Consider the following 23,887-nt stretch of genomic DNA (forward strand, 5'->3'; position numbering starts at 1 on the left):
TCAGTACAACGGCATGTCGGGTTCGACGTCGCGCACCCAATGCTTCATGCCGCCCTGCAGGACTTTGGTGTTGGCGAAGCCCGCCGCCAGCAAGGTACTGGCGGCCTGCTCGGCACGCGTGCCGGCGTAGCAGATCAGGTAATGGGTGTTGTCGCGGCTCAGGCTGCCGAGCTGCTCATCCAGCTCGGCCAGGGGGATGTGCACCACGCCCGGCAGTTTGCACACTTCCAGTTCGCTGGCGTCGCGTACGTCGAGCAACACATCGGCACTGCGGGGGTTGTCGATCACTTGCTTGAGCAGCCGAGGCTCGATGTAGCGTTCTTCGGCCAGGGACGGCTGGCTCGGCACGGCATCCGCGCACACCGCCGGCGTGGCGGTCTCGCTGTGGCGCAGGTCCGAGCAGCACGGGCAGTCGGCACGGCGCTTGAAGCGGATTTCACTGAATTTCATGGCCAGCGCATCGAAGCGCATCAAGCGGCCGGACAACGGTTCGCCAATGCCGATCAGCAATTTGATCGCCTCCGTCGCCTGGATCATGCCCACCACCCCCGGCAACACGCCGATGACCCCGCCGGCGCTGCAATTGGGCGCCAGCTCTGCGGGCGGGGCTTTGGGGAACAGGCAGCGGTAGCACGGCCCGCCTTTATGATTGAACACACTGATTTGCCCGTCGAAGCGGTAGATCGCGCCGTATACCAGCGGCTTGCCCAATTGCACGCAGGCGTCATTGACCAGGTAGCGGGTATCGAAATTGTCCGTGCCGTCGATCACCAGGTCATAGGCGCCCACCAGTTCCAGGGCGTTGTCGGTATTGAGTGAGGTGTTGTGCGCGTTGATCCGGATGTGGGGGTTCAGGTCCTGCAAGCGTTGTTTGGCGGACTCCACCTTGGGCATGCCCAGGGTGCTGTAGCCGTGCACGACCTGGCGTTGCAGGTTGCTGCTTTCCACCACGTCGAAGTCCACCAGGCCCAGGGTGCCGATGCCGGCCGCCGCCAGGTACAGGCTGATGGGTGAGCCCAGGCCGCCGGTGCCGATGATCAGCACCCTGGCTTTTTTCAGGTTCAACTGACCTTCACGGCCGACACCGGGCAGGGTGATATGGCGCACGTAGCGTTGCACTTCTTCGTTGCTCAGGGTGTCGACGTCGATGCCGCCGGAGGTGGCCAGCAGCACTTCGATCCGAGCGTTTTCCGGCAAGCTGTCGTCGGCGTCGATCAACGCGTCCTCGGCGGTAAACAGGAAGTGCTCCTTGAGCTGGTTGTTCTGCTCGTGAAACAGGTGCGGGCGCAACTGTGGGTGACTGTCGCAGAGGTTTTCAATGACTTCGCGCAATGTCGATCCGGCGCCCTCAAGGGTCGATTGCGGCAGCTTGGCCACGCGAACCAGAATGTCGGGGAAAGAGACAGCGTTCATGGACAACTCCGTGTGCAGGTCGTTGAAAGGTTGAAGGGCGAAATGCTTGCCATCCCAGGCAAACAGCTTTGACCCCAGGGCCTGGCCCTGGCGAACATCCACCACCAGGTAGCTGACAGGGTAGATCGGTTCGCCCAGGAACAGCGCCTTGTCCTGGTCCTCATCACTGAAATAGGCGCCGACATCCGGGTGCGAGTGGTAGATCACCACCACCGGGTTGTCGCTGCGAAACGCCTTGTTCAGCAGCAGCGTGTCGGCGACTGAAAAGGTGTAGCCGTTGGCCGCACTGCGCGGGTACATCTGCGGGTTCCTGCGATGCAATTCGTTCTGGATATTGCTGCCCAGGTACACACTGCCGTCGGCGAAGATGAAACCGCAGCACTCCTCGGGGTAGCTGCGGCTTGCGTGGGCGTAGATCTGTTCCAGGGCGTGGGGGCGGAGGACTTCCATGTTTCTCTCGCTTGGGTTGAGGGTCAATTTTTCTTCGCCAGCAGTTTTTCGATGGGCAGCTTGGTGATCGCAAAGCCGGCCAGCAGGATCGCCGAGTACAGCATCAGGTCACGGGAAATTTCCACGCCTTCGTACCAGGCGCCGATGATCACCGCGAACACGGGGAAGATGATGAACACGAAGGACAGGATGATTGGGCTCAGGCGCTTGAGCAGCATGAAATACACAATGAAACCACCCACCGAAGCGACCAGCCCAAGGTAGAACAGCGCGCTCCAGGAGCGCAGGGTGATAGCGTCGAAAGTCGGATTTTCAAACCACAGGCCGGCCACGAACAGCATCAGCCCGGCAATGCCGATGGGCAGGGTGTTGTAGGTGATGACACTGATGGCGCTGCCTTTTTGCTTGGTAATCACGTAGCACAACGCGTGCATGATCGCGGCGGCCAGAATCGCCAGTACGCCGAAGAATTCGGCATGGTCCAGGTGCAGGCCCTGGCTCTTGATGATCATGTAGAGGCTGCCGAAACCGATGCCGATGCCGACCACCTGGGACAGGTAGATGCGCTCACGCAGGAACAGCGCGGAGAAGATCAGGATGAACACCGGCATGCAGCTGAACAGCAGGGCCGTCAGGCCGGACGAGACGTGCATCTCGCCGTAATTGAGCAGGTAATAGGGAATGCTGAAGTAGCACAGGGTCACGAACACGAAGAACCAGCGGCTTTCCCGTGGGAACAGAATCGGCTCGCGGCGCACCATGGCGAAACACAGGAACAAGGGGAAGGCGATCAGGAAGCGCAGGCCTGCTGACGTCAGCGGTGGCACGCTTTCCACCGCAATCTTGATGCCCAGCCAGGTGGTGCCCCAGCTCAGGCACACGATCAGGAACATCACGCTGGTGATCAACCCGGCCAGCCACTGTTTGCGGGTTTTGGTTTTTGCGGTGTTTTCAAGAATGGCGGACATTGGCATCGTTTATTGCTTCCCTGAGCCGGAATTGAACTCTATATTGGACTTGTTATAAGTGATTCAATCCGGTGATTGAACCCGCAAAAGCACACTATTAGGGCGAATGATGACTGTCAAAACAAATATTGACATGGTGTCAATTATGCGTGAGGGGTTGTCCAATGGTCAGGGCGTGAAGTACAAGCGCCTGTCCGATGTCATGGAAAGGGGCATCCTTGAAGGCACGATTGAGCCGGGAAGAAAACTGCCGCCCCATCGGGTCCTTTCCGACAATCTGGGCGTCACTATCGGCACCATCAGCCGGGCCTACGGTGAGCTGGAGCGCTTGGGGTTGGTAGTCGCTCGGGTGGGTGACGGCACATTCGTGCGCAAGCGTGGGATGGAGCGCCAGCGTGATGAAGGCTTTCGCAACGTCAGCGAGGAGCCGCGCCAGTACTTCGACATGAGCCGCAACATGCATATTCCCGGGCAGGAAACGGTATTCCTTGCCCAGAGCTTCCAGACCCTGTCGACCAACGGTAAATTTCTCCAGGACATCAGCGCCTATACCCCGGATGCGGGCCTGCCGCGCTACCGCGAGGCCGGTGCGCAATGGCTGGTGCAGCGCGACTTCCATCCGATTCCCGAGCAGGTCATCTGCGTCAATGGCGGCCAGCACGGCCTGCTCTGCGCAATGATGGCGTTGCTGCGTGCCGGCGACACGGTGGTCACCGAGCAATTGACTTACCCAGGGCTTATCACCGCCGCGCGTATGCTGGGTGTGCGCTTGATCGGGCTGGAGATGGATGACGAAGGCGTGCTGCCGGGCGCGCTGGATGAAGTCTGTCGAAATCACCGGGTTTCGGCATTGTATTGCACGCCAACGATCCAGAATCCTACAACCGCCGTGTTGTCAGTCCCGCGCCGTGAAGCGTTGGCCAAGGTCTGCCGTGAACATAATCTGCTGATTCTTGAGGATGAGGCCCACGGGGTGCTGGTAGAGGATCGTCCTGCGCCCCTCAGTTATTTCGCCCCTGAGCGTACGATCCTGATCAGCAGCCTGAGCAAGGCGGTCTCGGCCGGACTGCGCGTGGGCTATGTGCATGCGCCGCCGGCGCTGGTCAGCCGGATTTCAGCGGCGTTGCGTTCGACCTGCTGGATGGCCACCCCGGTGACCCTGGAACTGGCGACCCAATGGATCGAAAACGGCACGGCGCAATACCTGCTGCGCCAGCAGATCAACGAGATAACCCGGCGCAAGGCATTGGTGGAGGGCTTATTGAGCGGCCTGCAGTATCGCACTCACCTCAACAGCCCGCACTTCTGGATCGAAGTACCGGAACCCTGGCGCGCGTCGGAAATCGAGGCGGAGCTCAAGCAGAACAACTACCTGATCGCGACCGCCGAAGCCTTTGCAGTAGGGCAGACGGCGGTGCCGCAGTTTATCCGGGCAAGTATTTGCAATACCTCGGGGGATGATCAGTTGCTGCGGGCGGGGTTCGATGCGCTGGCGACGGCGCTGGGGCAGGGGGGTGGAAGGTTTCACCTGTAGCCAGACTGACACAATTGGGTCGTGTTAACGCCAGTCAGTTAAGCGAGCGAAATGCTCAGAGCAGCGAAGATCAAATGTGGGAGGGGGCTTGCCCCCGATAGCTGAGTGTCAGTCAGTGCATCAGGTGGCTGATCCACCGCCATCGGGGGCAAGCCCCCTCCCACAGGTTCAGCGGCATAGCAGAAGTTTGGTTCATACCGATAGCGTCAGCTCAGGCAATGCAGGTCACTTGAACCGCCGCTCCACACCCTTCTCCACCAGAATCTTCGCCGATATCTCTTCCACTGAAAAATGCGTGGAATTGATGTGCGCAATATTCTCGCGACGGAACAGATTTTCCACTTCGCGCACTTCGAACTCACACTGGGCGTAACTTGAATAACGGCTGTTGGGCTTGCGTTCATTGCGGATCGCGGTGAGGCGGTCCGGGTCGATGGTCAGGCCGAACAGCTTATGCGAATGCGCGCGCAGGGCGGCGGGCAGCGTCAGGTGTTCCATATCGTCTTCGGTCAGCGGGTAGTTGGCTGCGCGAATACCGAATTGCATGGCCATGTACAGGCAGGTCGGGGTCTTGCCGCAGCGCGATACACCCACCAGGATCAGGTCGGCCTTGTCGTAATAGTGCGTGCGGGCGCCGTCGTCGTTGTCGAGGGCGAAGTTCACCGCTTCGATACGCTCCATATAATTGGAATTATGACCAATGGAATGGGACTTTCCGACGGAGTAAGAGGAATGTTCGCTCAGCTCCTGTTCCAATGGCGCCAGGAACGTGGAGAAGATGTCGATCATGAAACCATTCGAGGTCGCCAGAATCTCACGAATGTCCTGATTGACGATGGTGTCGAAAATGATCGGGCGACAACCGTCTTTTTCAGCCGCCAGATTGATTTGTTGTACCATGGCCCGCGCTTTGTCCACGCTGTCTATATAAGGCCGCGTGAATTTGGCGAAGGTAATGTTTTCGAACTGCGCGAGCAGGCTCTGGCCCAGTGTTTCGGCCGTGATGCCGGTGCCATCGGAAATAAAGAAAGCAGATCGTTTCATTTGAGCCCTGGGCCTTAAGCTGATGGCGAATCTTGGATATGATAGGCGCGATTTTGCCGTCCCGCAGTGGGCCGCATTCTCACTTATTTTCCAGGTCCAGGCCACAAGCGCTGGCGTTCGCTCCTACTGAGCAAGCCGCGTCCTGAGCTTTTCCAACACAGAAAGTGGAGAGATCACCTTGGTAGAGTACGTAGTTTCCCTCGATAAGCTCGGCGTCCATGATGTAGAGCACGTGGGGGGCAAGAACGCATCCCTCGGCGAGATGATCAGTAATCTTGCAGGCGCTGGCGTGTCGGTGCCGGGTGGTTTCGCCACCACGGCCCAGGCTTACCGTGACTTCCTTGAGCTGAGCGGTCTCAACGACCAGATCCACGCTGCCCTGGACGCCCTGGATGTCGATGACGTCAACGCCCTGGCCAGGACCGGCGCCCAGATCCGCCAATGGATCATGGAAGCGGAGTTCCCCGAGAAGCTCAACGAAGAGATCCGCACCGCCTTCGCCACCCTGTCGGCCGGTAACCCGGACATGGCCGTCGCCGTGCGCTCCTCGGCCACCGCCGAAGACCTGCCGGACGCCTCCTTCGCCGGTCAGCAGGAAACGTTCCTGAACATCCGTGGCGTGGAAAACGTGATCCGCGCGGCCAAGGAAGTGTTCGCCTCGCTGTTCAACGACCGCGCCATTTCCTACCGCGTGCACCAGGGTTTCGACCACAAGCTGGTGGCTTTGTCTGCCGGCGTGCAGCGCATGGTGCGTTCGGAAACCGGCACCGCCGGTGTGATGTTCACCCTGGACACCGAATCGGGCTTCCGTGACGTGGTGTTTATCACCGGCGCCTACGGCCTGGGTGAAACCGTCGTACAAGGCGCGGTGAACCCGGACGAATTCTACGTGCACAAGCACACCCTTGAGGCCGGTCGTCCGGCCATTCTGCGCCGTAACCTGGGCAGCAAGGCGATCAAGATGATCTACGGCGACGAGGCCAAGGCCGGTCGTTCGGTCAAGACCGTCGACGTTGACAAGGCCGAGCGTGCGCGTTTCTGCCTGAGCGACGCTGAAGTCAGCGAGCTGGCCAAGCAGGCGATGATCATCGAGAAGCACTACAAGTGCCCGATGGACATCGAGTGGGCCAAGGACGGTGACGACGGCAAGCTGTACATCGTGCAGGCCCGTCCCGAGACCGTTAAGAGCCGTACGTCGGCCAACGTCATGGAACGCTACCTCCTCAAGGAAACCGGCACCGTGCTGGTGGAAGGCCGCGCCATCGGCCAGCGCATCGGCGCCGGCAAGGTACGCATCATCAAGGACGTGTCCGAGATGGACAAAGTCCAGCCGGGTGACGTGCTGGTCTCCGACATGACCGACCCGGATTGGGAGCCGGTGATGAAGCGTGCCAGCGCCATCGTGACCAACCGTGGCGGGCGCACGTGCCACGCGGCGATCATCGCCCGTGAGCTGGGAATTCCTGCGGTGGTCGGTTGCGGCAACGCCACACAGCTGTTGAAAGATGGCCAGGGTGTGACGGTGTCCTGCGCCGAAGGCGATACCGGCTTCATCTTTGAAGGTGAGCTGGGCTTCGACATCAAGCAGAACTCCATCGACGCCATGCCGGACCTGCCGTTCAAGATCATGATGAACGTCGGCAACCCGGACCGCGCCTTCGACTTCGCGCAGTTGCCGAACGCCGGTGTGGGCCTGGCCCGCCTGGAATTCATCATCAACCGCATGATCGGCGTGCACCCCAAGGCCCTGTTGAACTACGACGGCCTGCCGCTGGACATCAAGGAAAGCGTCGACAAGCGCATCGCCGGTTACAACGACCCGGTGGGCTTCTACGTCGAGAAGCTGGTGGAAGGCATCAGCACCCTGGCAGCGGCGTTCTACCCGAAAAAGGTCATCGTGCGACTGTCGGACTTCAAGTCCAACGAATACGCCAACCTGATCGGCGGCAAGCTTTACGAGCCGGAAGAAGAAAACCCCATGCTGGGTTTCCGTGGCGCCTCGCGTTACATCAGCGAAGCCTTCCGTGACTGTTTCGAACTCGAATGCCGCGCCCTCAAGCGTGTGCGCAACGAGATGGGGCTGACCAACGTCGAGATCATGGTGCCGTTCGTGCGCACCCTGGGCGAAGCGAGCCAAGTCGTGGACCTGCTGGCTGAAAACGGCCTGTCCCGTGGCGAAAACGGCCTGCGCGTCATCATGATGTGCGAACTGCCGTCCAACGCCATCCTGGCCGAAGAGTTCCTGGAGTTCTTCGACGGTTTCTCCATCGGCTCCAACGACCTGACCCAGCTGACCCTGGGCCTGGACCGTGACTCCGGGATCATCGCTCACCTGTTCGACGAGCGAAATCCTGCGGTCAAGAAGCTGCTGTCCAACGCCATCCAGGCCTGTAACAAGGCCGGCAAGTACATCGGTATCTGTGGCCAGGGCCCTTCCGATCACCCTGACCTGGCCAGATGGCTGATGGAACAGGGTATCGAAAGTGTCTCGCTGAACCCCGATTCCGTGCTTGAAACCTGGTTCTTCCTCGCCGAAGGCCAAGCGTCCGCTTAAAGCCGCTACGTCAAAAGTGCCGGTCACCTGTCGAGGGTGACCGGCATTCTTATCTGTACAGGGCGGAATTCCTGCCGGACGCCGCCCTTTTTTGTGCAAGAACATTATGCAAAGCAGCAGCAACCTGTTTCCCGTCGCCCTGATCAGCGCTGAACGTCGTGGCGACCTGAGTGAAGATGTGTACCGCCTCAAACCCGGCAACAGCCCCGACGCGACCGTCGAGCTGGCGGTTACCCGGTTGGGTCTGGCCGATGTCCCGGAAAACCGGGGCACGCCGGTTATTTTCCTGCACGGCAGTTTTTCCAATCGGCGCTTCTGGTATTCGCCCAAGGGCATCGGCCTGGGCGCTCACCTGGCGCGCCGGGGTTTTGATGTGTGGATCCCGGAAATGCGCGGCCATGGCCTGTCCAGGCGCAACCGCGACTACGTGCGCAACCGCGTTGCCGACTACGCACGTTACGATTTGCCGGCCATTGGCGCCTTTGTGCACGAGCAAAGCGGGCAGGTGCCGCATTGGATCGGGCATTCCCTCGGCGCCACGACCTTGGCTGCGGCGCTGGGTGGTCAATACTTGAACGCGCAGTCAGTGGCCTCGGTGGCGTTATTTGGCTGCCAGGTCAGCCGCACGCATTGGCCGTTGAAAATTCCACCGGTGGAGTGGGGCGCTCGATTGATCCTGAAGCGTCTGGCCCAGGTGTCCGGCCCACGATTCAAGCGTGGACCGGAGGACGAGCCGGCCGGCGTGATGATCGAAGCGTTGCGCTGGAATGGCCTGTTCGGCCGCTTTGGCGACGCCGAGCGCGATTGGTGGAAAGGCCTGGCCGCGGTCGATGTGCCGTTGTTGGCGGTCAGCGCGGCGGGCGATCGGCAGGACCCGGACTGGGCATGCCGCAAGCTGTTCGAGCAAGTCGGCAGCGAGCATCGCCAGTACCTGTGCCTGGGGCGTCGGCAGGGTTTTACCGAAGATTTCGGGCATGTACAAATGCTCCTCAGCAAAGCCGCGCAGGCCCAGGTGTGGCCCTTGGTGGAGCGCTGGTTGAAAGACCCGCTGACACCCGTGCTCGGCACCCGTCCCGAGGTGGCTGTGGCAGTGTGACGAAGCGCGCTATCGAGGCCGTTTCACTCTTGAGTGGTTGCGGCTAAGATATGACGCCTCAGGCGCTTCTGGTCATATTCAGTCGCGTAACGGCTGTTGCGTTGCGTTGATTGCAGTTTGATCATGGCCGGCGCCAGTGGCCAGGCATGTAAAGAATGCCTTCTGCAGCACGTTTTCCTGATGTATGCCGTGAGCTGTTCGACCCCTTCTTTGATGACAGGAGTTTCGCGATGGACCATTACGTGACCCCCGACCTGTGCGACGCCTACCCGGAGCTGGTGCAGGTGCTCGAGCCGATGTTCAGCAATTTCGGTGGCCGAGACTCCTTCGGCGGCGAGATTGTCACCCTCAAATGCTTCGAGGATAACTCCCTGGTCAAGGCTCAGGCCGAGCAGCCGGGCGCCGGCAAGGTGTTGGTGGTCGATGGCGGTGGTTCGCTCAGGCGTGCGTTGCTCGGTGACCTGATCGCCGAAAAGGCCGCGAAAAACGGCTGGGAAGGCATGGTGATCTACGGTTGCATCCGCGATGTCGACGTCCTTGCCCAGACTGACCTGGGTGTGCAGGCCCTGGCCGCCCATCCGATGAAAACCGACAAGCGCGGCCTGGGTGACCTGAACGTGGTGGTGAACTTTGCAGGCGTGACGTTCCGCCCGGGTGAATACGTGTACGCCGATAACAACGGGGTGATCGTCTCGCCCACCCCACTGAAAATGCCGGAATAAACCGCAGTAGTCGAAAGGGATGAGGATGTTCGAGGAAGACAACGCGCAGTGGGGGCTGGTGCATGCCCTGGTGCTGGACGGTAAAGGCGGTGCGCGTTCGATTGCCCGGACCGAGCTTGACGAGTTGCAACTGCAGCCCCAGGAAAGCCTGTGGCTGCATTGGGACCGCAGCCATCCGCAAACCCAGACCTGGCTGCGCCAATCCAGCGGTTTGAGTGAATTTGCCTGTGACCTGCTGCTGGAAGAAAACACCCGTCCGCGGCTGCTGCCGTTGCCGGATGCCGAACTGCTGCTCTTTCTGCGCGGGATCAATCTCAACCCCGGCGCGGAACCGGAGGACATGGTTTCGGTACGTATATTCGCAGCGGCCAATCGTGTGATTTCCCTGCGGTTGCGCCCGTTACGCGCCACCGATGAGCTGCTGGTGCAGTTGGCCGAGGGCAAGGGGCCCAGGACCGCGTCGGAACTGATCCTTTATATGGCGCAATACCTGACCAACAAAGTGCAGGATCTGGTCACTGGGCTGTCCGAAATTGTCGATGCCGAGGAAGAAAACCTCGATGCCGACGAACGGTATACCCCCGAGCACGGCAGCGTCCTGCAGATCCGTCGGCGAGCGGCCGGGCTGAAGCGTTTCCTCGCGCCGCAACGGGATATTTTTGCGCAGCTGACGCGAATCAAACTGGCGTGGTTCTGTGATGACGACGCTGACTATTGGAACGAATTACACAACAGCCTGACCCGCTACCTGGAAGAACTCGAATTGGCCCGAGAGCGCGTGGGGCTTGTACTTGAGGCCGAAGACCGGCGTTTGAGCCTGCGTATGAACCGCACGATGTACCGCTTCGGCATCATCACCGGCATCTTCTTGCCGATGAGTTTCCTGACCGGCTTGCTCGGCATCAATGTGGGGGGCATCCCGTTTTCCGGCAGCCCATACGGATTCATGATTGCGTGCCTGCTGATGGTCTCGGTGGCGCTGGGTCAATGGTGGCTTTTTCGACGGTTACGCTGGGTTTGAGCTGAATATGAGCTGAACGTAGGAAAGGGTCGATGTGACCCGATGAATTTTACCCTCGTCTTTTAAATCACTTGCGAGAGGTCTCTATGCACGATCCGTTCGAACAGTCTTTGCGTGACATGCTCAATGCTTCGCCATCCAACCGGGATGACGATGCCTGCCTGGGCCGCGTACTGAAAACCGCCAACCGTCAGGTTGGGGCGGGTTCCCTGTTCGGTCTGCTCGGGCGTTGGGTGCCGGCGTTGATGATGGCCCTGAACAACGGTTCGGCCCATGTATCGCCTGTTTCCCGGCATAAACCTCTTGCTCGCACTGCTGATAAGGCTGATTGAATATGGAACTTGATCTCTGGACCCAGAGCCTGGTCACTGCAATGACCGCATTGTGGACCAAGGTGGCGAATTTCATTCCCAACCTGTTTGGTGCCCTGGTCCTGGTGCTGCTGGGCTTTGTCGTGGCCAAGCTGCTCGACACCCTGTTGTCCAAATTGCTCGCCAAGCTCGGGCTGGACCGCTTGATGGCCGGTACCGGGCTGACCAAGCTGCTGGGCCGTGCCGGGTTGCAGGTTCCGATTTCGACGCTGGTCGGCAAGATCGTTTATTGGTTCGTCCTGCTTATTTTTCTGGTTTCTGCGGCTCAGTCCCTTGGACTTGAACGAGTTTCAGCTACGCTCGACATGCTGGCACTGTATTTGCCGAAAGTTTTCGGCGGCGCGCTGGTGCTGCTGGTAGGCGTTTTACTCGCGCAACTGGCCAATGGCCTGGTACGCGGAGCCGCCGAAGGGGTCGGCCTGGACTATGCGGCGGGCCTGGGGCGAATTGCCCAGGGACTGGTGATCATCATCAGTATTTCGGTCGCGATCAGCCAGTTGGAGGTCAAGACCGACCTGCTGAACCACGTTATCGTGATTGTTTTGATTACCGTTGGTCTGGCCGTTGCACTGGCCATGGGCTTGGGAAGCCGGGAAATTGCCGGTCAGATTCTTGCGGGAATCTATGTGCGTGAGCTGTATCAGGTGGGGCAACAGGTGCGTGTGGGCGAGGTCGAAGGGCAAATCGAGGAGATCGGTACAGTCAAGACGACCGTGCTGACCGATGACGGAGAACTGGTTTCGCTGTCCAACCGGATTCTCCTGGAGCAGCAGGTCAGTAGCCGCTAAACCGGCAAACCCTGCTAATGTACGCCGCCGCGAACCCGGCTGACCGGGTTGCAGCGGACATTGACCTGACTGCCGGCACGACTTGTTTTGAATAAAGCCCAAACGCTGTCCACGCGCTATGACCCCCGTGAGCTCTCTGATGAGGAGTTGGTCGCGCGTTCGCACACGGAGCTGTTTCACGTAACACGCGCGTACGAAGAATTGATGCGCAGGTATCAACGCACTCTGTTCAACGTTTGTTCAAGGTATTTGGGGAACGATAGAGATGCGGACGATGTCTGTCAGGAAGTGATGCTCAAGGTGCTGTACGGCCTGAAGAACTTCGAGGGCAAATCGAAGTTCAAGACCTGGCTCTACAGCATCACGTACAACGAGTGCATCACGCAGTATCGTAAGGAACGGCGAAAGCGTCGCTTGATGGACGCGTTGAGTCTGGACCCCCTTGAGGAAGCGTCTGAAGAAAAGGCGCCGACACCCGAGGAAAAGGGCGGACTCGATCGCTGGTTGGTGCATGTGAATCCGATCGATCGTGAAATTCTGGTGCTACGTTTCGTCGCAGAATTGGAATTTCAAGAAATCGCTGACATCATGCACATGGGTTTGAGTGCTACAAAGATGCGTTACAAACGTGCTCTTGATAAATTACGTGAGAAATTTGCGGGCGAGACTGAAACTTAGTGCGTAGCAAATATCTCTTACGTGTAGGCAAGTTCTGTTAGACTTGTCGCCGAGTTGTCCCCCGGTTTGTGGGACTGCTTTACAATCACCAGATGGGGATTTAACGGATGAAACTGAAAAACACCTTGGGCTTGGCCATTGGTTCTCTTATTGCCGCTACTTCTTTCGGCGTTCTGGCACAAGGCCAAGGCGCAGTTGAAGGCGAGCTGTTCTACAAGAAGCAGTACAACGATAGCGTCAAGCACATCGAAGACGGCTTCAATCCTGGCGCTCGCATCGGTTACTTCTTGACCGACGACCTGTCCTTGAACCTGTCCTACGACAAGACTAACCACACCCGTTCGAACGACGGTACTGGTAGCCAGAAGATCAAAGGTGATACCGGCAGCCTGGTTGCCCAATACCACTTCGGTCAAGCTGGCGTTGACAGCCTGCGTCCATACGTTGAAGGCGGTTTCGGCCACCAGAGCCGTACCAACGTTCAGGCTGACGGCCACAGCGGTCGCGACCAGACCACTTTCGCTACCATCGGTACCGGCGTGAAGTACTACTTCACCAACAACCTGTACGCTCGTGCTGGTGTTGAAGCTGACTACGGTCTGGACAACGGCAAGTGGGACTACTCCGCGCTGGTTGGCCTGGGTGTGAACTTCGGCGGTAACGCTGGCGCAGCTGCTCCAGCTCCTACCCCAGCACCAGCTCCAGAGCCAGTTCCAGAGCCAGAAGCTCCGGTTGCTCAGGTTGTTCGTGTTGAGCTGGACGTTAAGTTCGACTTCGACAAGTCTGTTGTTAAGCCTAACAGCTACGGCGACGTCAAAAACCTGGCCGACTTCATGGCTCAGTACCCAGACACCAACGTAGAAGTTGCTGGTCACACTGACTCCGTAGGTCCAGACGCTTACAACCAGAAGCTGTCCCAGCGTCGTGCTGACGCTGTTAAGCAAGTCCTGGTTAAAGATGGCGTAGCTCCTAGCCGCATCACCTCCGTAGGTTACGGCGAATCCCGCCCAGTTGCTGACAACGCAACTGAAGCTGGTCGCGCTGTTAACCGTCGCGTAGAAGCACAGGTTGAAGCTCAAGCTAAGTAATTAGCCGAGTTTCACAAAAAGCCCGGCTTAGGCCGGGCTTTTTTTCGCCTGCGATTTACCTCAAGCGCTGGCCGCTGCCGCATCGCACGCCATCTGCGCTGCGCCGGCAACACGGCCAATCACAAGGATTGCCGGGCTCTTGAGCGCAAAAGCTTGCGCGTCTTCATGCATGGCAACGAGGTGGCTACGGCATTCGCGCTGTTCGGGCAACGATGCATTTTCGATCATCGCCACCGGCATATCCGCAGCCATGCCGCCTTCCAGCAACTGTTGCCGGATTTGCTCGAGCTTGGCCACGCCCATGTACACCACCAGCGTCGTTCCGCCTTCGGCCAGTGCGCGCCAGTTCAGGCTGCTGTCATCCTGGGTATGCGCAGTGACCAGGGTCACGCCACGGCTCACGCCGCGCAGGGTCAACGGGATATCGCAATTCGTCGCTCCAGCCAGCCCCGAGGTAATGCCGTTGACCAGCTCCACCTCGATCCCACGCTCGCGCAGCCACGTCGCCTCTTCGCCACCGCGACCGAAAATGCATGGATCGCCGCCTTTAAGCCGTACCACGCACTTGCCCTGGCGCGCATAGCGCAGCATCAGGCGGTGAATAAACGCCTGCGGCGTGGAGCGACAGCCGCCGCGCTTGCCGACGGTTATCACGCGCGCGTCGGTGCAGTGCTGCAGGACGGCCGGGTTGACCAGATCGTCGATCAATACCACGTTTGCTTCATGCAGGGCCCTTACCGCCTTGAGGGTGAGCAATTCCGGATCACCGGGCCCAGCGCCTACGAGCCACACTTTTGCGCTCATGTTGTTCCCCTCACACACTGATTGCGATTGGCTGCGGGCCGACGGCCAGCAGACGTTTGATTTCCGGCACGCAGGAGCCGCATTGCGTGCCGCATCCCAGTTGCTGTTTGAGCCCGGTCAGGTCCAGGCCGCGGGCAATCCCGGCGCACACCGCGTTTTCGCTGACATTCTTGCAATTGCACAGGACCTTGCTGCTGGCCGCCGCTCCCCCCGGTGGGGCGCTCAGTGGCGCCAACAGCCAGCGACGCAGTTGATCGTCGGTGCGGCCCTCCAGCCACAGGCTTTGCAGCCAATGCCGGGCCAGGGTTTCACCGGCCAGGCGAACCGCCGTGATGCGGCCCTGTTCGATTTTCACCCGCTTGCCGATAGAGCGGCGCGGGTCGTCGTAGGCCATCACCGGACCGTCATGCAGGCCCAGCAACTGGTCGATGCGGGTCAGTATCTGCAGGTCGGGCGCCTCGGTATGGGCTGCACGCACCAGCAGCGCCGGCCGTTCACGTCCTGTCAGGCTTAGACTGACGTAGGCAAATGCTTCGCACAGCGGGCGCAGGGCGTCGAAGTGTCGTTGCACGTCACCCTCGATCAGCGCAAACAGCTGCCACGGCAGTTGCACCGCTTCCAGGCGCACACCGCTGTGTTTGAGTTCCGGCTGTTTCGACAACGGATCGAACGCCGGCTGGGTGAGCACATTCACGCCGCCTTTGAGAAAACGGTCGCCCCAATGCATCGGCAGGAACGCTTGACCGGGGCGCACGCTGTCATCGCCGGTGACCGCGACCACCAGATTGCCTCGGCGACTTTTCAGGTTGACCAGGTCGCCTTCCTTGAAGCGGTGACGGCGCAGCTCGTCCGGGTGCAGGCTCAGCAGCGCTTCGCTGACATGCCCGAACAGCTGTGCCGCCGTGCCGGTGCGACTCATGCCGTGCCACTGGTCGCGCAGACGACCGGTGATCAGGGTCAGGGGAAAGCGTGCGTCACGCTGCTCCCTGGCGGCGCGATACGGGTCGGCGACAAACTGCGCACGGCCGTTATCGGTGGGGAAAATCCCGTCGACGTAGAGGCGTGGCGTCCCGGCCTGTGCGCCCATGGGAAACGGCCACTGTTGCGGGCCGAGCCGGTCAAGCAGGGCATGGCTGAGGCCTGACAAATCCAGGTCGCGCGCTTGAGTCAACAGCTTGAACTCGTCAAAGATCTGCGCCGGTTGCTCAAAGGCAAACAGGCTGTCCAGCCCCGGCCGCAGATGGCGCTCCAGGCGCTGCGCGAAATCCACGGTAATCGCCCAGTCCGGTCGCGCTTCGCCCGGTGGGGTGATGGCGCGACGCACGTGGGAAATACGCCGTTCGGAGTTGGTCACCGTGCCTTCTTTTTCACCCCAACTGGCGGCGGGCAGCAGCAGGTCGGCGTAGGCGGCGGTTTCGGTGGTTCGAAAGGCCTCCTGCAACACCACGAACGGACACGCCGCCAGGGCTGCACGCACTGCATTCTGGTCCGGCAATGACTGGGCGGGGTTGGTGCAGGCGATCCACAGCGCCTTGATCTTGCCCGTCTGCACCTGTTCAAACAGTTCGATCGCCGTGAGGCCGATGGTTGCGGGCAGTTGATCGACACCCCAGTACGCGGCTACTGCTGCGCGGTGCTCGGGGTTGGCGGCGTCGCGGTGCCCAGGCAGCAGGTTCGACAAGCTGCCGGTCTCGCGCCCGCCCATGGCATTGGGTTGACCGGTCAGGGAAAACGGCCCGCAGCCTGGGCGGCCAATCGTACCGGTGGCCAGGTGCAGGTTGATCAGCGCGCTGTTTTTCGCACTGCCCGCGGTGGATTGGTTGAGGCCCATGCACCACAGCGACAAGAAGCTGCTGGAGGTACCCACCCACTGTGCGCACAGGCGCAACTGCTCGACGCTGATGCCGCACAGTTGCGTGACCATTTGCGGCGTGTAGTCATGCACCAGGCGTTTGAGCGCTGCCAGGCCGTCGGTATGGGCGTGAATGAACTCGCGGTCGATCCAGTCTTCCCACAACAACAGATGCAAAATTCCATGGAACAGCGCCACATCCGTGCCCGGCAGGATCGCCAGGTGCAGGTCGGCCAGGTCGCAGGTGTCGGTACGCCGTGGGTCGATCACCACCACTTTCATCTGCGGCCGTCGCGCCTTGGCCTCCTCCAGGCGTCGGAACAGTACCGGGTGCGCGTAGGCCATGTTGCTGCCGACGATCATCACACAGTCGCTGGTCTCCAGGTCTTCATAGCTGCACGGTGGCGCATCGGCGCCAAGGCTACGTTTGTAGCCCACCACTGCCGAGGACATGCACAGCCGTGAGTTGCTGTCGATATTGTTGGTGCCGACCAGCGCCCGCGCCAGTTTGTTGAAACTGTAGTAGTCCTCGGTCAGCAGTTGCCCGGAGATGTAGAACGCCACGCTGTCGGGGCCGTGTTCGGCAATGGTGCGGGCGAATACGTTGGCCGCATGTTCCAGGGCGGTGTCCCAGTCGGTGCGGGCGCGGGCCAGGTCTTTGCCCAGACGCAGTTCCGGGTATAAGGCACGGGCGTCGAGGTCGCCGGTCAGGTGCAGGCTGGCGCCCTTGCTGCACAGTTTGCCGAAGTTGGCCGGGTGGTGCGGGTCGCCTTGCACGCCGAGGATGCGGGTGCCGTCATGCTCGATCAGCACGCCGCAGCCCACCCCGCAATAACAGCAGGTGGACGCCGTGACCTGGCGGTTCATCACCCTGCATCCCGCAGTGCCAGCATCACTCGGCCGTTTTCCACGCGGGCGAGGTGATGATGGGCGCAACCGATATCCGGCGCCTGGGCTTCACCGGACGCCAGGTCGATCTGCCAGTTGTGCAGCGGGCAGGCCACGCGTTTGCCATAGATCAAGCCCTGGGACAGCGGCCCGCCTTTGTGCGGGCAACGGTCATCGAGTGCGAAGACTTCATCGTCGCTGGTGCGAAAAATCGCAATGTCGCCCTTGGGCCCGTTGATGATGCGCGAGCCCAGGGTGTTGATTTCTTCCAGGGCGCAGATATCCAGCCAGTTCATGCCGGCACCTCCAATTGCTTGACCGGGATCACATCGAATTCTTTTTTCAGCAGCGGCTGTTCCAGACGTTCTTTCCAGGGGTCCTGCTCGAACGACAGGGAAAACTGCAGGCGCTCGTTGAGGGCCTGGCGCCGGGCCGGATCTTCCAGCACGGCTTTCTTGATATGGTCCATGCCGACCCGCTGCAGGTAGTGCACGGTGCGCTCCAGGTAGAAGGCTTCTTCGCGGTACAGTTGCAGGAATGCGCCGTTGTATTCGCGCACCTCTTCGGCGGTCTTGAGCTTGACGAAGAACTCCGCGACTTCGGTCTTGATCCCGCCGTTGCCGCCGATATACATCTCCCAGCCTGAGTCCACACCGATAATGCCGACGTCCTTGATGCCTGCTTCCGAGCAGTTGCGCGGGCAGCCGGACACCGCCAGCTTGACCTTGTGCGGTGACCACATGTTGAACAGGTCATGCTCCAGCTCGATGCCCAGTTGCGTGGAGTTTTGCGTACCGAAGCGGCAGAACTCGCTGCCCACGCAGGTCTTCACGGTCCGGATGGATTTGCCGTAGGCGTGCCCGGACGGCATGTCGAGGTCCTTCCACACGCCGGGCAGGTCCTGCTTCTTGATGCCCAGCAAGTCGATGCGCTGGCCGCCGGTCACCTTGACCATCGGCACGTTGTACTTGTCGGCCACGTCGGCGATGCGGCGCAGTTCCGACGGATTGGTCACGCCGCCCCACATGCGCGGGACCACCGAATAGGTGCCGTCTTTCTGAATGTTGGCGTGGGCGCGCTCGTTGATCAGGCGCGATTGCGGGTCGTCCCTGGCCTCGCCCGGCCAGGTCGAGATCAGGTAGTAATTGAGCGCCGGACGGCAGGTGGCACAACCGTTGGGCGTGCGCCAGTTCAGGTAGCTCATGGTGCCGGCGATGGTCAGCAGGTGCTGCTCGCGGATGGCCTGGCGGATCTGCCCGTGGTTGAGGTCGCTGCAACCGCAGATGGCTTTTTCGCTCTTGGGCTTGACGTCGGCGGCCCCGCCCACGGTGTTGATCAGAATCTGTTCCACCAGCCCCACGCAGGATCCACAGGAACTGGCCGCCTTGGTGTGCTTCTTCACGTCATCGACGCTGAACAGCCCCTGTTCCTGGATCGCTTTCACGATTGTGCCCTTGCACACGCCGTTGCAGCCGCAGACTTCGGCGCTGTCGGCCATGCTCATGGCCTTGTCCTGCCCTTGGTGGCCGACGTCGCCCAGCGCATTTTCGCCAAACATCAAGTGATCGCGAATCTCGCCAATCGCGTGGTTCTCACGGATCTGGCGGAAATACCAACCGCCGTCTGCGGTATCGCCATACAGGCAGGCGCCGACCAGGATGTCGTCCTTGATCACCAGTTTCTTGTACACCCCGCCGATGGGGTCGGAGAGGGTGATGGTCTCAGTGCCTTCGCCGCCCATGAAGTCGCCTGCGGAGAACAGGTCAATGCCGGTAACTTTGAGCTTGGTGGAGGTCACAGAACCTTTATAGGTGGCGAAGCCCAACTGGGCGAGATGGTTGGCGCATACCTTGGCCTGTTCGAACAGCGGCGCGACCAGGCCGTAGGCGATCCCACGGTGGCTGGCGCATTCACCGATGGCATAGATGCGCGGGTCGTAGGTTTGCATCGTGTCGTTGACCAGAATCCCGCGATTGCAGGGGATGCCGGACTTTTCCGCCAGTTCGGTGTTGGGGCGGATACCGGCGGCCATGACCACCAGGTCGGCAGGGATGATGTCACCGTTCTTGAACTGCACCGAGCCGACGCGGCCATTGCCGGCGTCGTGCAGGGCCTGGGTCTGTTCGCACAGGCGAAACACCAGGCCACGGCTTTCCAGCTCGGTTTGCAGCAGTTGGCCACTGGTCTTGTCCAGTTGCCGTTCCAGCAGCCATTCACCGATGTGCACCACGGTCACGTGCATGCCGCGCAGCATCAGGCCGTTGGCCGCTTCCAGGCCGAGCAGCCCGCCGCCGATGACCACCGCGTGCTTGTGGGTTTTGGCGGTGTCGATCATGGCCTGGGTGTCGGCAATGTCGCGGTAGCCGATCACGCCCTGCAAGGTGTTGCCGGGAATCGGCAGGATAAACGGCGTGGAGCCGGTGGCGATCAGCAGGCGATCGTATTCGGCTGCGGTGCCATCCTCGGCGATGACCCGGCGCTTGACCCGATCGATCTGCACCACCTTGCGGTTGAGCAGCAGCTTGACGTGGTTATCGAGGTACCAGTCCAGGTCGTTGAGTACGATCTCTTCGAAGGTCTGCTCGCCGGCCAGTACCGGCGACAACAGTATGCGGTTGTAGTTGGTGTGGGGCTCGGCGCCGAACACCGTGATGTCGTACAGGTCGCTGCTGAGCTTGAGCAATTCTTCCAGGGTGCGAACCCCGGCCATGCCGTTGCCGATCATCACCAGTTTGAGTTTTTTCATGTCGCTCTCCGACCAATCACGCGCAAACAAAAAAAGGCGTCCCCGCTAGTTACCTAGCGAGGACGCCTTTGTCCTGGTCCCGTTCTCTCGGGAAGCTCGGTCCTTCGACGTTGAAGGCGCGGCTATATGTGGGTTGTTGAGGAAGCTAATGCAGCCGCTGTGCCAAGTGTCGATATCCCGGTTTTATTGAGCGTTAAACCCCAGGAAACGGAGGATTTTGCCCGTTAGTGGTGCAATAGCCAGAACAGCAGCACCACATTGATCAGCAGCGAAACCGTCGCCAGGGTCTGCCAGACCTTGAGCGGCTCACGCTCCAGCAAAGGGCGCGGGCGCACGCTCAACTCGCGCCGGTCGGCCTGTTCCAGTACCAGCAGCCATTCTTCGGCGGTCTCATAGCGCTGCTGCGGTTGTGCGGCCACGGCGCGTTCCAGGCTTGCGGGCAACCAGTCCGGCACATCGGGACGGTAGCGGCTGGCGCTGACCGCCTGGGTGAAGCGCGGGCGTTGGAAGGCTTCGATCTCGCCGTAGGGATAGTGGCCGGTCAGCAGGTAATAGAGGGTGACGCCGACGCTGTACAAATCCTGCTGTGGGGTAGGACGTTCACCGTTGAATGACTCCGGGGCGATAAAACTCGGCGTGCCGGGCAGTGCGCCGGCAGGGTCTTGCGACAGCCCTGGGCAGTAGGCCAGGCCGAAATCCAGCACGCGCAGTTCGCCGTCGTCCCCCAGCAACAGGTTTTCCGGCTTGATATCGCGGTGCAGGATCTGCCGCCGGTGCAGCAGACCGACCGCGCGCAGCAAGCGCTCGGCGATGGACTGCCATTGCGCCAGGGGCAACGGGCCCTGGCGCTTGAACAGTTCGGCGAGGGTTTGCCCCGGGTATTCGCGCATCACGTAGTACAAATGCTGGCGCTCACCGGCGGCATGCACTTCAGGGAACGCGCGGCCGGCGACCCGGCGCAGAAACCATTCTTCCGAGAGCAGGGCCTGGGCGGCGTCAGTGTCGTTGTCGCGGCTTGATGGCAGGGTTTTCAGCAGCCAGGGCTGCTGCTGATCATCCCTTACCCGATACAGCAACGACTGTCGGCTCTGCGCCAGCAGGCTGTGCACCTGCCAACCCTCAAAATGTTGCCCGGCCTTGAGCGGTGGCGGCAGCGGCCACTGCTGCAACTGCACCAGTGCGTCGCCCAGCGTGGCGCCGCCGAGGGCGTCGATGCGCACCAGCAAGGCGCTGGCATTGTCCTGGCTTCCGGCCAAATGCGCGGCATTGACCAGGGTGTTGACCGCCAGGTCCAGGTCGGTCTGCTCGCGCAGAATCGCGCGGATGCTGTTGTCGCCCAAGGTGGCCCAGACACCATCACTGAGCAGCAGGAAGCACTCACCTGCGCGCAGTTCGCCATCGAGAAAGTCCAGTACCAGGTGCTGGTCCAGGCCCAGGGCGCGCTTGAGCACATGCTGCATGCCCGGTTGGTCCCACACATGGTCCTCGCTGATGCGCTGCAGCTCGCCGTCCAGCCAGCGATAGGCGCGGCAATCGCCGACGTGGGCGAGGGTGAAACGCCGGCCGCGAAAGACCAGCGCGCTGAGGGTGGTCAGCAGCGGCTGACCGCCGCCATTGGCTTGCAGCCAGCGGTTCTGCGCGACCAATAAGCGCTCCAGCGCCTGGGCCACGCCCCAGGTCTGCGGCGTGGCGTAGTAGTCCAGGGCCAGTGCCTGCAAGGTTGAGCGCGCGGCCAGGCCACCATCGGCGCATTGGCTGACGCCGTCGGCCAATGCGCACAGGTAGCCTTTGCTCGCGGCCAGTTCCGCCACGGGCGTGACCACCCGCAACGCGTCCTGGTTTTCTGCCCTGGGGCCAATCGCGCTGGCCTGGGCGATGCTCAGTTGCAGGCTCATCAGACGCGGGCGGCGGTCACGGCAGCCGAACCCCAGGTGGTTCTCCAGCGGCGTTTGACGCCGTGCAGGCCAAACCAGGCCAGTACGCCGAGGCTGGCGAACAACCACAGGGCCAGCTGGTAACTGCCGGTGCTCTGTTTGATCGCGCCCATGCCGGCGGCCAGCGCAAAGCCGCCGATGCCGCCGGCCATGCCGATCAATCCGGTCATCACGCCGATCTCACTGCGAAAACGCTGGGGCACCAGTTGGAATACCGCGCCATTGCCGGCGCCGAGGCCGAGCATGGTGCAGACGAAAAGCGCCAGCGCAGCGTAGGAACTGGGCAGGTTGAAACCCACCGCCGCAATGCAGATCACGGCCACGCTGTACATGCCGAGCAGGGTCTTGATCCCGCCGAAACGGTCCGCCAGGGCGCCGCCCAGCGGGCGCATCAGGCTGCCGCCGAAGACACAGGCCGCGGTGTAGTAGCCGGCGGTCACCGGGCTCAGGCCGTACTGGTCGTTGAAGTAGCCGGGCAGGGCGCTGGCCAGGCCGATAAAGCCGCCGAAGGTCACGCTGTAGAAGAACATGAACCACCAACTGTCGCGATCACCCAGGGCCTTGAAATAGTCGGCCATCGCCTTGGCTTTCGGACGTTGCGGGGCATTGCGCGCGAGCCAGGCGAACACGATCAGGGTGAGAATCAGCGGAATCAACGCGAAGCCGAATACATTGCTCCAGCCAAAGGCCGCCGCCAGTACCGGTGCCAGCAAGGCGGCAAACACGGTGCCGGAATTGCCGGCGCCGGCGATGCCCATGGCTTTGCCCTGGTGCTCGGCCGGATACCATTGCGAGGCCAGCGGCAGGGCGACGGCAAAAGAGGCACCGGCCATGCCCAGGAACATGCCCAGCAACAGGGCTTGCTCGTAGCTGTGAATGCCCAGTTTCCAGGCGCAGAACAACGCCACGATGACAATCACCTGGCCAATCAGCCCGGCGGTCTTGGGCGACAGCTTGTCGGCCAGCATGCCCATGAGAAAGCGCAGCACCGCGCCCGCCAGGATCGGCGTGGCGACGACCAGGCCGCGCTGTTGAGTGCTCAGGTGCAAGTCGGCGGCAATCTGTACCGCCAGGGGGCCCAGCAGGTACCAGACCATGAAACTCAGGTCGAAATACAGGAACGCGGCAAACAGGGTCGGGGTGTGCCCGGATTTCCAGAAGCTTGATTTCATCACGCACCTCAACGGTTGGGGGGGGCTTGTCGGAAGACCTGGTGGCTCCAAGCGCTGGGGCCGAAACGAAAAAACGCCGCCACCGGGTTCGCGAGGGCAAACCGGGTGTGCGACGTCTTTGTCGTTGATGGGGCAACCGCCGTTGGCTACCCATAACGGTTCTTTAGCAAGAGCCGCGCCAGATCAGCCGAGCAATTCACTCATGGCAATAATCTGTTCGGCCACCTGGATCAGTTTCTGCTGGCGGCTCATGGCCTGGCGGCGCATGAGGGTGTAGGCCTCTTCCTCATTGCAGTCCTTCATTTTCATCAGCAGACCCTTGGCCAACTCGATGCGCTTGCGTTCCGCCAACTGTTGATCGCGGGCGTGCAGCTGGGCACGCAGGGCCTGATCGCTTTCAAAGCGTGCCATGGCCACCTCGAGGATCGGTTGCAGGCGCTGGGCCTGGATGCCTTCGACAATATAGGCACTGACCCCGGACTTGATCGCCTGGCGCATGACAGTCGGGTCATGTTCATCGGTGAACATCACGATAGGGCGGGGCTGGTCCCGGCTGACCAGCACCACCTGTTCCATCACATCGCGGCCGGGTGACTCGGTATCGATCAGGATCACGTCGGGGCGCACTGTTTCGACGCGTGCGGGCAAGTCGATGGTCAGGCCGGATTCATCGATCACCTCAAAGCCGGCCTCGGTCAGCGCGGCCTTGAGCCGGCCGACCTTGCGCGGGGTGTCGTTGATCAACAGGATTCGCAGCATGCTCG

Annotated in this window: 19 protein-coding genes; 9 read left to right on the forward strand and 10 right to left on the reverse strand. The window is 61.0% G+C overall.

Annotated features, from left to right (window positions below):
• Positions 1 to 1,863: a molybdopterin-synthase adenylyltransferase MoeB gene (moeB, locus tag BFP89_RS23385; protein WP_065887841.1), complete on the reverse strand. Its 1,863-nt coding sequence runs from the start codon at positions 1,861 to 1,863 to the stop codon at positions 1 to 3.
• Between the two features lie 23 nt (positions 1,864 to 1,886).
• Positions 1,887 to 2,780, reverse strand: a complete 894-nt coding sequence (locus BFP89_RS23390; RefSeq protein WP_165386122.1) for a DMT family transporter — start codon at positions 2,778 to 2,780, stop codon at positions 1,887 to 1,889.
• 160 nt (positions 2,781 to 2,940) lie between these two features.
• Between BFP89_RS23390 and BFP89_RS23395 the strand changes: the two genes are divergently transcribed.
• Positions 2,941 to 4,365 (forward strand): aminotransferase-like domain-containing protein, encoded by a 1,425-nt coding sequence (locus BFP89_RS23395; RefSeq protein WP_065887930.1) that lies wholly within the window; start codon positions 2,941 to 2,943, stop codon positions 4,363 to 4,365.
• Positions 4,366 to 4,590: 225 nt separating this feature from the next.
• Here BFP89_RS23395 and BFP89_RS23400 read toward each other — a convergent pair whose 3' ends face one another.
• Positions 4,591 to 5,409 (reverse strand): posphoenolpyruvate synthetase regulatory kinase/phosphorylase PpsR, encoded by an 819-nt coding sequence (locus tag BFP89_RS23400; protein ID WP_003230310.1) that lies wholly within the window; start codon positions 5,407 to 5,409, stop codon positions 4,591 to 4,593.
• Positions 5,410 to 5,587: 178 nt separating this feature from the next.
• Here BFP89_RS23400 and ppsA point away from each other — a divergent pair, with 178 nt between their 5' ends.
• The 8 genes from ppsA (at position 5,588) to BFP89_RS23440 (ending at position 13,727) form a co-directional block, all read left to right on the forward strand.
• Positions 5,588 to 7,963, forward strand: coding sequence for a phosphoenolpyruvate synthase (gene ppsA, locus BFP89_RS23405; protein ID WP_065887843.1), 2,376 nt, complete (start codon positions 5,588 to 5,590; stop codon positions 7,961 to 7,963).
• A gap of 106 nt (positions 7,964 to 8,069) precedes the next feature.
• On the forward strand, positions 8,070 to 9,059 hold the full coding sequence (locus BFP89_RS23410) for an alpha/beta fold hydrolase (RefSeq protein ID WP_065887844.1): 990 nt from the start codon (positions 8,070 to 8,072) through the stop codon (positions 9,057 to 9,059).
• A gap of 230 nt (positions 9,060 to 9,289) precedes the next feature.
• A complete protein-coding gene (gene rraA / locus BFP89_RS23415) occupies positions 9,290 to 9,781 on the forward strand; it encodes a ribonuclease E activity regulator RraA (RefSeq protein ID WP_065887845.1) in 492 nt (163 codons plus the stop codon).
• Between the two features lie 25 nt (positions 9,782 to 9,806).
• The gene (locus tag BFP89_RS23420) at positions 9,807 to 10,802 is read left to right on the forward strand and encodes a zinc transporter ZntB (RefSeq protein WP_065887846.1); all 996 of its coding nucleotides are present in this window, start codon (positions 9,807 to 9,809) and stop codon (positions 10,800 to 10,802) included.
• A gap of 86 nt (positions 10,803 to 10,888) precedes the next feature.
• Positions 10,889 to 11,134, forward strand: a complete 246-nt coding sequence (locus BFP89_RS23425) for a CrfX protein (RefSeq protein ID WP_065887847.1) — start codon at positions 10,889 to 10,891, stop codon at positions 11,132 to 11,134.
• A 2-nt stretch (positions 11,135 to 11,136) separates the two neighbouring features.
• Positions 11,137 to 11,961 (forward strand): mechanosensitive ion channel family protein, encoded by an 825-nt coding sequence (locus tag BFP89_RS23430; RefSeq protein WP_034099717.1) that lies wholly within the window; start codon positions 11,137 to 11,139, stop codon positions 11,959 to 11,961.
• Between the two features lie 87 nt (positions 11,962 to 12,048).
• On the forward strand, positions 12,049 to 12,639 hold the full coding sequence (gene sigX / locus BFP89_RS23435) for an RNA polymerase sigma factor SigX (protein WP_057721193.1): 591 nt from the start codon (positions 12,049 to 12,051) through the stop codon (positions 12,637 to 12,639).
• Positions 12,640 to 12,746: 107 nt separating this feature from the next.
• On the forward strand, positions 12,747 to 13,727 hold the full coding sequence (locus tag BFP89_RS23440) for an OmpA family protein (protein ID WP_065887848.1): 981 nt from the start codon (positions 12,747 to 12,749) through the stop codon (positions 13,725 to 13,727).
• Between the two features lie 60 nt (positions 13,728 to 13,787).
• Here BFP89_RS23440 and cobA read toward each other — a convergent pair whose 3' ends face one another.
• From cobA to BFP89_RS23475, 7 genes are all read right to left on the reverse strand, one after another.
• Positions 13,788 to 14,531 (reverse strand): uroporphyrinogen-III C-methyltransferase, encoded by a 744-nt coding sequence (gene cobA / locus BFP89_RS23445; RefSeq protein ID WP_065887849.1) that lies wholly within the window; start codon positions 14,529 to 14,531, stop codon positions 13,788 to 13,790.
• Between the two features lie 10 nt (positions 14,532 to 14,541).
• Positions 14,542 to 17,250: a nitrate reductase gene (locus BFP89_RS23450; RefSeq protein ID WP_065887850.1), complete on the reverse strand. Its 2,709-nt coding sequence runs from the start codon at positions 17,248 to 17,250 to the stop codon at positions 14,542 to 14,544.
• The gene (nirD, locus tag BFP89_RS23455) at positions 17,250 to 17,567 is read right to left on the reverse strand and encodes a nitrite reductase small subunit NirD (protein ID WP_065887851.1); all 318 of its coding nucleotides are present in this window, start codon (positions 17,565 to 17,567) and stop codon (positions 17,250 to 17,252) included. The genes BFP89_RS23450 and nirD overlap by 1 nt, the downstream gene beginning before the upstream one ends.
• A complete protein-coding gene (gene nirB / locus BFP89_RS23460; RefSeq protein ID WP_065887852.1) occupies positions 17,564 to 20,017 on the reverse strand; it encodes a nitrite reductase large subunit NirB in 2,454 nt (817 codons plus the stop codon). The genes nirD and nirB overlap by 4 nt, the downstream gene beginning before the upstream one ends.
• A gap of 224 nt (positions 20,018 to 20,241) precedes the next feature.
• Entirely contained in the window at positions 20,242 to 21,912 is a 1,671-nt protein-coding gene (locus tag BFP89_RS23465) for a bifunctional protein-serine/threonine kinase/phosphatase (RefSeq protein WP_065887853.1), read from the reverse strand.
• Positions 21,912 to 23,123 (reverse strand): nitrate/nitrite transporter, encoded by a 1,212-nt coding sequence (locus tag BFP89_RS23470; RefSeq protein ID WP_065887854.1) that lies wholly within the window; start codon positions 23,121 to 23,123, stop codon positions 21,912 to 21,914. Before BFP89_RS23470 ends, BFP89_RS23465 begins: the two co-directional genes overlap by 1 nt.
• A 183-nt stretch (positions 23,124 to 23,306) precedes the next feature.
• Positions 23,307 to 23,882 carry an ANTAR domain-containing response regulator gene (locus BFP89_RS23475; RefSeq protein WP_065887855.1) on the reverse strand — a complete coding sequence of 192 codons (576 nt, stop codon included), beginning with the start codon at positions 23,880 to 23,882 and terminating at the stop codon, positions 23,307 to 23,309.
• Positions 23,883 to 23,887 lie beyond the last annotated feature (5 nt).

This window comes from Pseudomonas sp. 31 R 17 (genome assembly GCF_900004915.1).
GTDB classification, from domain to species: Bacteria; Pseudomonadota; Gammaproteobacteria; order Pseudomonadales; family Pseudomonadaceae; genus Aquipseudomonas; species Aquipseudomonas orientalis_A.